Below are 10,774 nucleotides of genomic sequence, written 5' to 3' on the forward strand. Positions count from 1 at the left end.
GCCCGCGCCCGCGCAGCGGCCGTCGGCTGGGCCGACCGTCCGGCCGCCGAGCGCGCCGCCCTCCTCGAACGCGCCGCCGAGCTGCTGGCGAAGCGACGGGGGCACCTCATCGCCGTCGCCGCCGCCGAGGCGGGCAAATCCGCGGCGCAATCCGACCCGGAGGTCTCCGAGGCGATCGACTTCGCCCGGTACTACGCCCGACGCGCCGTGGAGCTGGAAAACGTGAGCGGTGCGCGGTTCACGCCGGACCGGCTGATCGTCGTCACGCCGCCCTGGAACTTCCCGATCGCGATCCCGGCCGGCGGGACGCTCGCCGCGCTGGCCGCCGGAGCGGCCGTGATCCACAAGCCCGCCGCGTCGACGCCGCGGTGTTCGATGGCCGTGCTCGAAACCCTGTGGGAAGCCGGGGTCCCGCGCGACGTCTGCATCGGCATGTTCCCCGACGAAGGGGCAGCCGGCCGACGACTCATCAGTCACCCGGACGTCGACCGCGTGATTCTGACCGGCGCCTTCGAGACCGCTGCCCGTTTCGCGTCGTGGCGGCCCGGCTTGGCCGTCAACGCCGAGACCTCCGGCAAGAACGCCCTCGTCATCACGCCCGCCGCCGACCGCGACCTGGCCATCGCCGACCTCGTGCACAGCGCTTTCGGGCACGCCGGGCAGAAGTGTTCGGCCGCGTCGCTGGGGATCCTCGTCGGCGCCGTCTACGACTCGCCCAGGTTCCGCCGGCAGCTGATCGACGCAGCATCCTCTCTCGTCGTCGACTGGCCGTCGAACCTTTCGGCGACCGTCGGGCCGCTCACCGAGGAGCCCGGCGAGAAACTCCGGCGGGCGCTGACCCGGCTCGACCCGGGGGAACGCTGGCTACTGGAACCTCGACGGCTCGACGAGAGCGGACGCCTGTGGTCCCCCGGGATCAAGGACGGTGTCGCACCCGGCTCCTTCTTCCACCTCACCGAATGTTTCGGGCCGGTGCTCGGACTCATGCGGGCAGCGGACCTCGACGAGGCGCTGGCCCTGCAGAACGCCACCGACTTCGGCCTCACCGCCGGCCTGCACTCGCGGGATCCGCGCGAGGTGCGCGCCTGGGTGGACCGCGTCGCGGCGGGCAACGTCTACGTCAATCGCGGGATTACCGGGGCCATCGTGCGGCGGCAACCGTTCGGCGGGTGGAAACGGTCGTCCGTGGGGCTCGGTTCCAAGGCCGGCGGCCCCAACTACGTCATGCTCATGGGCCGCTGGTCCGACGCCCCGCACACCGCGGAAGCGACCGCCGACTTACCGGCGGCCGTCGACGCGTTCCTGTGCGACGCGGATTCACTGCTCGGCGCGCGGCACAGCGCGTGGCTGCGCCGCGCCGCCGTCGACGACGAAGTCGCGTGGCGCACCGAGTTCGGCACGGGCCGCGACGACACGAAGCTCAACAGTGAGGCGAACATCTTCCGGTACCGCCCGAGCAGCGTGCTGGTGCGGGTCGGCCACGACGCGACGCCGACCCACGTGGCGCGCGTCTTCGTCGCCGCGCACCGCGCCGGGGCCACACCCGAAGTATCGACCCCGTGGTCGGAACCGGGAGTCGACGCGATCCTGAATCTCGCCGAACGTCACTTCGGAACACGGGTCACCCACATCGGGGACGACGCGGACTTCGCGTCGCGAATCGAGTCGACGGACCACCATCGCATCCGGGTCGTCGGCCGCGTCGGCGACGAGGTGCGCGCGACGGTCGCCGCCCGCCCGGATGTCGCCCTGCTCGATGACGCCGTCACCGGGTCGGGCCGGGTCGAGCTGCGCTACTGGCTCGCCGAACAATCGGTCTCGATCACGTTGCACCGCTTCGGAAACCCCGACCCGGCATTTCACGCACTGGCCGCCGAACTCGCCCCCTAGGAGAACCCATGCCCGCCTCGACCAACGGCGATGCCTTCCAGCTCGCCGCCGTCATCCTCTACTTCGCAGCCATGGTGGCCATCGGCTGGTTCGCCTACCTGAGGACCAAGGATGACCTGGACGGCTACATGCTCGCCGACCGCGGGCTCAAGCCGTGGGTGGCAGCGCTGAGCGCGGGCGCGTCGGACATGTCCGGCTGGCTACTCATGGGTCTGCCCGGCGCGATCTTCGTCAGCGGGCTGGACCAGTCGTGGATCATGATCGGCCTCGTCGTCGGCGCGTGGCTGAACTGGAGACTCGTCGCCCCACGCCTGCGCTCCTACACCGAGGTCGCCGACGACGCGATCACCATTCCCAGCTTCTTCGAGAAGCGCCTGCACGACCGGTCCCGCATGCTGCGGGTCACCTGCGGCGTCACCATTCTGGTCTTCTTCACCTTTTACGTCTCCAGCGGAATGGTCGCGTCGGGCAAGTTCTTCGACTCGGCCTTCGGGGTCGACTACACGGTCGGCATGCTGATCGTCGCCGGGGTGACCATGCTCTACACCCTGGTCGGCGGCTTCCTGGGCGCCTCGCTGACCGATGTCGCGCAGGGGTTGCTCGTGGTCACCGCTCTCATCGCGGTGCCGGTGGTCGGGATCGTCGATCTGGGCGGCGTCGGCGTCACGGTCGACCAGATCCGCGACGTCGACCCCTCACTGCTCAGCTTCTTCGCCGGCGGCAGTCTGCTCGGGATCATCTCAGCGGCCGCGTGGGGGTTGGGCTACTTCGGTCAACCGCACATCATCGTGCGCTTCATGGCCTTGCGCTCCCCCGCCGACGCGCCGACCGCGCGGCGCATCGGGATCGGCTGGATGGTGTTGTGCGCGCTGGGCGCGGTCGGTACCGCCCTCGTCGGCATCGCCTACTTCAACGTGCACGCGGCCGACAAACCCGCCGACGCCGAGACGGTTTTCCTGGCGATGTCGCAGGTACTGTTCCATCCGTTCATCGCTGGTCTGGTCCTGGCCGCCGTCCTCGCGGCAATCATGTCCACCATCTCCTCGCAGCTCATCGTGTGCTCGTCGGCCCTCGTCGAGGACCTGTACAAGCTGGTGGCCGAGAAACGCGGCGCTCGCCCGCTCGCGGATGCCACCTACGTGCGGCTAGGCCGACTGGGAGTCCTCACGATCGCGGTGATCGCCGTCGTGCTGGCCCTCTCCCCGTCGAACAGCATCCTGGACCTGGTGGCCTTTGCCTGGTCCGGTTTCGGCGCCGCCTTCGGTCCGGCGATCATTCTCTCGCTGTTCTGGCGCCGATTCACCACCGCGGGCGCGATGACCGGCATCATCGTTGGCGCGGTCGTAGCCTTCGCCTGGGGCCAGAGCTTCCTCGACGACCACCTGTACGGGATCGTGCCGGCCTTCGCCGCGAGCGTTCTGGCCGCGATCGCCGTCAGCCTGAACACCGAACGCAGCGAACCCGAGCAAATCGACGCCGAGTTCGACGAGGCGGCGCGTTTGGCCCGGTCCGGCAAAGCCGCCGAAACCGGACCGGTCGCGACTCGCGACTGACCGGCGGGTCGACGCGGCTCAGTCTCGCAACAGCCCCTTGGCGACGTGGGTCACCTGGATCTCGTTGGAGCCGGCGTAGATCATCAGCGACTTGGCGTCGCGGGCGAGCTGCTCGACGCGGTACTCGGCCATGTAGCCGTTGCCGCCGAACAGCTGGACCGCCTCCATCGCGACTTCCGTCGCCGCGCGCGAGGAGTACAGCTTCATCGCCGAGGCCTGTGCGAGCGTCGGCGGCTTGCCCGCCTTCATCGCCTCCATCGCGACGAAGAGCATGTTCTGCACGTTGAGCCGAGCGACCTCCATCTCGGCGAGCTTGAGCTGGATGAGCTGGAACTGGGCGATCTCCTGACCCCAGAGCTTGCGATTCTTGGCATAGTCGATCGACAGCCGCTGACACTCGTTGATGATGCCCAGCGACAGCGCCGCGATCCCGATCCGCTCGGCGGTGAAGCCGGCCTTGGCACTGTCGCCGCCGCGCTTGTCGCTGCCGGTGTCCTCGGTCTCGCCGAGCAGACGGTCGGCGGAAAGCTTGACATCGTCGAAGAACAGCTCGCCCGTCGGGGAACTCATCATCCCCATCTTCTTGAACGGCTTCCCCTGCGTCAGCCCTTCCATCCCTTTGTCCAGGACGAAGGTCAGCACCTTGCGGTCGCGCATCGGGGTGTTGTCGCCCTCGTCGAGCTTCGCGAACACGACGATGGTGTCCGCGTAAGGGCCGTTGGTGATGAACGTCTTCTGTCCTTTGAGGACGTATCCGCCGTCGCCGTCGCGCCGCACGGTGGTCTTCATACCGCCGAGTGCGTCGGACCCGCTGTCGGGTTCGGTGATGGCCCAGGCGCCAACCTTCTCCATGGTGACCAGTTCGGGCAGCCAGCGCTTCTTCTGGGCCAGGGTCCCGCGCGAGCGAATGGTCGACACGGTCAACCCCATGCTGACCCCCATCGAGCCGACGAGCCCGAGGCTGACACCGGCGAGTTCCATGTTGAGGATGAGCGCCATCGACGACGCAAGCGTTCCCCCACCGCCCTTCGGCTTCTCCTCGCCGGACTCTTCGGCGGCGAGTTCCTTCTCGAGCTGTTCGCGATTCATCGCGTCGACGCCGAAGGTGGACAGCAGCTTGCGGGTGATGTCGTAGGGCGGCAGCTGGCCGGTCTCCAGCTCGTCGATATGCGGCCGGATCTCCTTGTCGATGAACGAGCGAAGGGCGTCGCGCACCATCAGATCTTCGTCGGACCACTCAAACATTGCGCCTCCAGGAGTTAGAACGTGTTCTAGTTGACGGCCATTGTGCCAGGCGTCACTACCCTTGGGGCCCATGGATGACCTTTCGGTACTCACCGACATCGGCGACGAGGAGTACACCGGGGAGGAACGCGGCGCGGTCGAGGCGATCTGGTCGTCGGCGCTCGACTGGTATCGGGCGGGTCAGCAGCCCGCCTTGCAGGTGTGCGTCCGCCGCGACGGACGCGTGCTCCTCAACCGTGCCGTCGGCCACGCGTGGGGCGGCGGCCCGGCCGACCCGCCCGACGCCGAGCAGATCCCGGTCACCGTCGACACGCCCTACTGCTGCTACTCGGCCGGGAAAGGACTGGCCGCCGCCATCGTGCTGCACCTCGTCGAGCGGGGGGTGTGGCGCTTGGACGATCGCGTGACCGATTTCCTGCCCGAGTACGGCGCCCACGGCAAGGGCCGCACCACCATCGACCACGTCCTCACACACCGGGCCGGCGTTCCGCTGCTCACCGGACCCAAGCCCGACCCGCGCCGCATGCGTGAAAGCGAGTACGCCCGCAACATGCTGCGCGAGCTGCGCCCGATCTACCCGCCCGGCACGCTGCACATGTACCACGGCCTCACCTGGGGTCCGCTCGTGCGCGAGCTGGTCGCCGCGGCGACCGGACGCAGCATCCGCGACATCGCGGCGCGGGAGTTCCTCGACCCGTTCGGCTTCCGGTGGAACAACTTCGGCGTCGACGACGAGGACGTGCCCCTCGTCGCCCCGAGCCACGTGACCGGTCACGCCTCCTCGGGGCTCATGGACTCGGTCTTCCGCAAGGCGGTCGGCGGGACGATGGCCGACATCATCCCCATCTCCAACAGCCGCGAATACCTGACCGACGTGGTCCCGTCGTCGAATCTCGTGTCGACCGCATTCGAGTTGTCGCGGTTCGCCGAATTCCTGCGACGCGGCGGCGAACTCGACGGGCACCGGGTACTCGATCCGTCGACGATCCCCGATGCGACCCGGCAGCGCAGGCGCCTGCGCCCCGACGTCGCCACCGGTGGAGCACCGCTGCGCTGGGGAACCGGATTCATGTTGGGAGCCAAGCGTTCCGGGCCGTTCGGCGCCGACAGCGAGCACGCCTTCGGCAACACCGGCCTGACGCAGATCGTGACGTGGGCGGATCCGTCGCGCCGACTAGCCGTCGGAATCGTCAGCAGCGGCAAACCGGTGAGCGGCGACGACCCTAAGCGGTACGCCGCACTCACGTCGACGATCAACCGGGCGCTGCGTTCGTGACATTAGAGTTGTCCGGATGAAACCGATGTACCGCCGATCGACCCGGACCGCGACGCTGGCCGATCTCCCCGAGCGGGTTCGGGCCGAACTCGTCGCGCACGCCGAGGCCAACCAGCTCACCGTCGACGATTCGGCACGCCTCTGGTTGACGCACAGCGTGAACCTGCCGGCGAAATCGGTGTTCGGGCGCAAGCTGGGGCGCCGCCGCAACAGTGCGGACCCCGACGCCGAGCACGACGTCCTGCTCGCCCTGCTGCCCAAGAACCTCGTCATCGTGACCGCCGGTGAGAAGCGGGGCGTGGGCGCGCTGTCGGTGCCGTTGTCGCAGGCGGGTGTCGCGCCCGGCCCGGTGCTCGGCCCCATCGAGGACGAGGGGTTCACCGTCAGCGGATTCCCGGGCGACAACAGCGCCCCGGGCACCTTCTTCGTCGGTCTCGGCCCCGACGACGCGGGCTGTTTCGAAGCCGTCCGCGACGCAATCGTCGAGGCAAAGGCCTGACCGACACATCCGCTACCGGTTTTCACAACTTCTACCGTTGCAACGGTAGAAGTTGTGAAAACCCGTAGCTGTTGTGCACCTACACCAGCCCGCAGGCTTTGAGAGCCTTCGTCACGCGCGGAATCATTGCGCCGCTGCGCAAGTCGCTCCAGTCCCAGCGCTCCACGAGCATCCCGGTCGACCGGATCGCGTTCTCCCGGTTCTTCTCCCGTATGACCACCGCCGCCGCGTCTTCTCCTGGACGACGGTGCTCGGTGTACTTGCGCTCGCCGTCGAATTCGCCGTCGATACGCCCGCCGAAATCAAAGTCGAGAAAGTACTGCCTCCCACCGATCCACATCTCACGCTGCAAGGTCGGTAGGGGCAAACCCGCAGCGATCATCTGCGCGCGGCTCCACGACTCGCCCGGATTGGCCGACTGACCGTCCCCCAGCACCAGGGCTCGACGCGCGACACGGATTCCGCGTCGTTGACTGGCCGCGCAGAGCTCTTCCATCCGGTCGCGGTCCGCGCCTGCGCGCAGTGCCGAGTCCATGATCGTCAATGCCCCGGGAAACCGAGCCGCGCATGCCACATCGACGGCGGTCCGCTCGATGCTCGTCACCTCGACCCCGTTCACGACTACGACCTCGTCGTCAGCCAGGAAACCGGAGTGGGTGTGCCGCATTCCGCGGATGTTGCCGTGCGCACCGACACTCGTGAAGTGGACGCGCTTGAAATCAGGGCTCAGCATGCCCAAACCGTGCACCGCGGCAGCCGACTGATGGCTCAGCACTCCACCGCTCTTGGCGGCCATCGCGATCGCGACCAGTCGGTGCCTTTCCTCAGGAAAGAACCGGCGGTCCGAACGAGGGACGTAGCAGCCCGGAGCGAGACGGTCGAGGGCGGCGAGTTCCCGATCGGTGATCCCCGCCGCCAGCGCATCGGCGCGCAGGACAATACGGGTGTCGTCGGAGTGTTCCATGTCCCTTAGACGCACCGGGCAGTAAATCGGCTCCCCCGCATCACTCCGGCCGAAGTCGTATGCACTTGTCGCGCTAGTTCGGCGTAGCATAGTGCTACAGGAGGCTCCCATGACCGCAGCGGATCGCGTGACTCGTTTCTCCAGCGACCTCTTCGACGAGGCGGTGAGGGCTGGCCGGCGGGAGAACCGCTCGGCGCGCCAGCAGCTTGAGCACTGGGCACGACTCGGCCAGGCCGTTTCCAACCAGACCAGCGCGGCCCGTAGCCGTGTAGAGGCCGCACTCGCAGGGAAGCTGCCGAGCGAGCAGCTCACGCACGAGGAAGCCGTCGTATTCGACGCGGAGATCGATACGGCCATTGACAACGCCTTGCCGACGGTCGACTTCGTGAAAGAGCGCGCCTCACTGGGCCATCGGTCGGTGACCTTCGACGACGGCGCCCTCGTCGAACACCTTCCCGACGGTTCCCGGCGAATCCTGCCTGGTCGGTGACGTCGCCTCGGCTCGATCTCGTCGTCGGCTGCAACGGCGCCGGGAAGTCCTCGTTGATCCACACGTTTCTACTTCCTCGGCTGCCGGGTTCGACCTACGTCAACGCCGACGACATCGCCTTACAGCGGTGGCCCGACGCCACCGAAGCGAAGTCCTACGAGGCGGCTCAGATCGCGGCCCGCACTCGCGAAGCGCTCATCGAAGCCCGCGTGCCGTTCATCGCCGAGACGGTCTTCTCCCACCCGTCGAAGCTGGACTTGATCAGCCGCGCACACGACCACGGGTTTCGGGTCGTGTTGCACGTCGTGATGGTGCCCGAGGAACTAGCCGTCCTCCGCGTGCTGACCCGCACCGAGTCGGGTGGACATTCGGTACCCGAGAAGAAGGTCCGCGAGCGGTACCAACGGGTCTGGCCATTAGCCGCGCAAGCCGTCGAACGTGTCGATCGAGCTCGCGTGTATGACAACAGCGGCGCCGCCATGCGACTCGTCGCCCAGTTCGAGGCAGGCATCGCGATGACCGCCGACTGGCCGGCGTGGACGCCGGAGGCGATCCGGTCATTGCACCCGCTCGACTGACGCCCGCCCCTGCTCAGAGCAGATACCGCCGACCCGGCACTACCTGCGACGCGAAGAACGCCGATGCGTCGTCGCACAGCAGTGCCTGCGCGACCGGACCGGCGACGACGAGGACGTCCGACTCGCCTCTCCCCCACGTCTTGATCCGTGCGACGAACTCCGCGACCGTCTCGCCGCCGTGCGGGCATTCCCGCGGGTCGGCGAACCATGCCGCCAGTTCCGCTCCCGGAATCTGCTCGGGCAGCAGCCCGGTCCACCTCCCGACGTCGAGAGTGGCCAAGTCGTCGTCGACCGTCACCGCCGCCGACAGCAACGATGCGGACTCCCTCGTGGCCAGCTCAGGTCCGCACACGACCGGGCCGGACACCTGCCCTAGCGCACTGATGTCCCTGCGACCGTGATCGTCGAGCGGAGTAGCGGTCTCGCCGAAGCGCACCAGATGGTTGGGTCCGGTGCGCCCGGCGACGACCAGTTCGCGGGACAAGCGTCAGCGCGAAGCGTCGACCAGGTCGGCGGCCGACTGCGCGTTGCGGCGGATGAACGCCGAAATGGCTGCGGCGAACACGAGCGTGAGGACCGTCCACAGCACGACTTGGTTCGCGATGGCGTACACGCGGAAGTCGGCGATCACGCCGCCCGGGAAGCCGGGGAACACGATGGCGCCCTGCTCGTTCTTCACCGCCTCGGGCACTTCGTGGAACTCCGGCAGCAGCAGCTTCGCCACGGTGATCACGACCAGGTAGCCGATACCGGCGACCGTCGCACCGCCCAGACCGCCGAGCCGGTCCCGCAGCTGCAGCGCCACGACCACCGCGACGATCATCGCGATGACCGAGACCAGCGTGATCGTCAGGAATGCGCCGGACCGCGCGCCGATGGTGTCGTCGTCGCCGACCGCCGGCGGGTTCGCCGGGTAGAAGAAGAACGGCACGCCGAAGACCGCGATGAAGCCGAGAAGACCGAGCACCCCGACGACGGCTCGCGGGTCGGTGGACGGCCAGCGCCGACCGACGTAGGCCCAGAGCAGGGTGAAGGCGACAGCGAACAGGGCACCGATCGCGAGGGCGAACACGACCGAGCCGACTCCGGCGCCGATGTTCTCCTGGACCGAGCGGCTGAAGAGTTCGGCCTCCTCGCCGTGGTGGTGACCGCCGGCGGCGTGGTCGGCGTGCCCGGCCAGCGCCTCCTCCGCGGCGCCGCGCCCTCCCTCGTAGTCGATGGCCTTGGCGACCTGCGGCTCGATGAAGATCCGGGCGAAGACGAACGAGACGATTCCCGCGACCAGGCCGGCGAACAGCCCGGCACCGATGAATTTGCGCTCCATGTGGTTATCCGTCCCCGCTCTTAGTGGCAGGGGAAGCCCAGGAAGTGCCGGGCGTCGTGGACGAATTCGTGGATATGCGTGTCGGACCCGAAGACCGAGACCGCACCCTGGTCGTAGCCCAGGAAGTAGTAGGCCAGCGTGGCCACCAGCACGGTCGCGGTGAGCAGCAGTGCCGTGCTGAGCGCGGAAAGATCGGGCACCGCGAGCGAGCGCGGCGCGGCGACAGTCGCCTGGGTCATAACGGTCCTTTCGTCAGCGGATCACGCGTCCGCATTCCTACGTCTGTCAGCGCGGTGTCCTGACTCGCCGCCTCCCGGCGACTCACAGTGGCGCGGCCGTCCCGGCTTCGCACCGGGTTCCCCGCATCTGCTGACCGCTTTACTGTAGTCCGTCCGCGCTGCGCAGGTGCCCCGACGTTGATTGTGTTGTCCGACCGTTCGGGAACAATGGAACCGTGCCCGCCCCCGATGCGCTCGCCCGCTTCTCGGCGCCCACCCGCGCGTGGTTCTCCGGCTCCTTCGCCGCCCCGACCGCCGCCCAGGTCGGCGCCTGGGGGTCGATCGCCGCGGGCGAGCACACCCTGGTCATCGCGCCGACCGGATCGGGCAAGACGTTGTCGGCCTTCCTGTGGGCGATCGATCGTCTGGCCAGCGCGGATGGGCCGAAAGCAGGGACGGGCGGTACCCGGCGCACGAAGGTTCTCTACATCTCGCCGCTCAAGGCGCTCGCCGTCGACGTCGAGCGGAATCTGCGGGCACCGCTGACCGGAATCGCCGCCGCCGCGACCGCTGCGGGCGTCACGCCGCCGAAGATCAGCGTCGGCATCCGGTCCGGCGATACACCGGCGGCCGCGCGGCGCCAGCTCGTGCGCACACCGCCCGACATCCTGATCACCACGCCGGAGTCCCTGTACTTGATGCTCACGAGTTCGGCGCGCGAGACCCTCGCCGAGGTC

Annotated in this window: 12 protein-coding genes and 1 riboswitch; of the genes, 7 read left to right on the top strand and 5 right to left on the bottom strand. The window is 68.3% G+C overall.

The genetic code is table 11. From position 1 onward, the window contains the following. Together GOARA_RS11875 and putP are read left to right on the top strand one after the other, a co-directional pair. A partial coding sequence (locus GOARA_RS11875; protein ID WP_007322625.1) for an aldehyde dehydrogenase family protein occupies positions 1-1,890 on the top strand: 1,890 nt, incomplete at its 5' end. 8 nt (positions 1,891-1,898) lie between these two features. Further along, positions 1,899-3,443 carry a sodium/proline symporter PutP gene (gene putP, locus GOARA_RS11880; protein ID WP_007322626.1) on the top strand — a complete coding sequence of 515 codons (1,545 nt, stop codon included), beginning with the start codon at positions 1,899-1,901 and terminating at the stop codon, positions 3,441-3,443. Positions 3,444-3,461: 18 nt separating this feature from the next. Here putP and GOARA_RS11885 read toward each other — a convergent pair whose 3' ends face one another. After that, a complete protein-coding gene (locus GOARA_RS11885; protein WP_007322627.1) occupies positions 3,462-4,688 on the bottom strand; it encodes an acyl-CoA dehydrogenase family protein in 1,227 nt (408 codons plus the stop codon). Positions 4,689-4,758: 70 nt separating this feature from the next. Here GOARA_RS11885 and GOARA_RS11890 point away from each other — a divergent pair, with 70 nt between their 5' ends. Then, positions 4,759-5,964, top strand: coding sequence for a serine hydrolase (locus GOARA_RS11890; RefSeq protein ID WP_007322628.1), 1,206 nt, complete (start codon positions 4,759-4,761; stop codon positions 5,962-5,964). 16 nt (positions 5,965-5,980) lie between these two features. Then, positions 5,981-6,463, top strand: a complete 483-nt coding sequence (locus GOARA_RS11895) for a hypothetical protein (protein WP_007322629.1) — start codon at positions 5,981-5,983, stop codon at positions 6,461-6,463. 79 nt (positions 6,464-6,542) lie between these two features. On the opposite strand, the gene GOARA_RS11900 is transcribed toward GOARA_RS11895, so the two are convergent. Continuing rightward, the gene (locus GOARA_RS11900; protein WP_040523006.1) at positions 6,543-7,427 is read right to left on the bottom strand and encodes a type IV toxin-antitoxin system AbiEi family antitoxin; all 885 of its coding nucleotides are present in this window, start codon (positions 7,425-7,427) and stop codon (positions 6,543-6,545) included. A gap of 109 nt (positions 7,428-7,536) precedes the next feature. Here GOARA_RS11900 and GOARA_RS11905 point away from each other — a divergent pair, with 109 nt between their 5' ends. Together GOARA_RS11905 and GOARA_RS11910 are read left to right on the top strand one after the other, a co-directional pair. Beyond that, positions 7,537-7,917: a TA system antitoxin ParD family protein gene (locus GOARA_RS11905; protein ID WP_007322631.1), complete on the top strand. Its 381-nt coding sequence runs from the start codon at positions 7,537-7,539 to the stop codon at positions 7,915-7,917. Then, positions 7,914-8,495 carry an ATPase gene (locus tag GOARA_RS11910; protein ID WP_007322632.1) on the top strand — a complete coding sequence of 194 codons (582 nt, stop codon included), beginning with the start codon at positions 7,914-7,916 and terminating at the stop codon, positions 8,493-8,495. The genes GOARA_RS11905 and GOARA_RS11910 overlap by 4 nt, the downstream gene beginning before the upstream one ends. A gap of 13 nt (positions 8,496-8,508) precedes the next feature. Here GOARA_RS11910 and GOARA_RS11915 read toward each other — a convergent pair whose 3' ends face one another. The 3 genes from GOARA_RS11915 to GOARA_RS11925 are packed head-to-tail and all read right to left on the bottom strand — an operon-like array spanning position 8,509 to position 10,058. After that, the gene (locus GOARA_RS11915; RefSeq protein ID WP_007322633.1) at positions 8,509-8,979 is read right to left on the bottom strand and encodes a histidine phosphatase family protein; all 471 of its coding nucleotides are present in this window, start codon (positions 8,977-8,979) and stop codon (positions 8,509-8,511) included. Between the two features lie 3 nt (positions 8,980-8,982). Next, positions 8,983-9,819: a CbtA family protein gene (locus GOARA_RS11920; protein WP_007322634.1), complete on the bottom strand. Its 837-nt coding sequence runs from the start codon at positions 9,817-9,819 to the stop codon at positions 8,983-8,985. A 20-nt stretch (positions 9,820-9,839) separates the two neighbouring features. Continuing rightward, complete coding sequence (locus GOARA_RS11925; protein ID WP_007322635.1) at positions 9,840-10,058, bottom strand: CbtB domain-containing protein; 219 nt, start codon at positions 10,056-10,058, stop codon at positions 9,840-9,842. Between the two features lie 31 nt (positions 10,059-10,089). Beyond that, a riboswitch (cobalamin riboswitch) is annotated at positions 10,090-10,208 on the bottom strand. A 65-nt stretch (positions 10,209-10,273) separates the two neighbouring features. Between GOARA_RS11925 and GOARA_RS11930 the strand changes: the two genes are divergently transcribed. Then, the coding region (locus tag GOARA_RS11930; RefSeq protein WP_007322636.1) for a DEAD/DEAH box helicase at positions 10,274-10,774 on the top strand (501 nt) is incomplete at its 3' end.

The sequence above is a fragment of the Gordonia araii NBRC 100433 genome, assembly GCF_000241265.1.
GTDB lineage: Bacteria > Actinomycetota > Actinomycetes > Mycobacteriales > Mycobacteriaceae > Gordonia > Gordonia araii.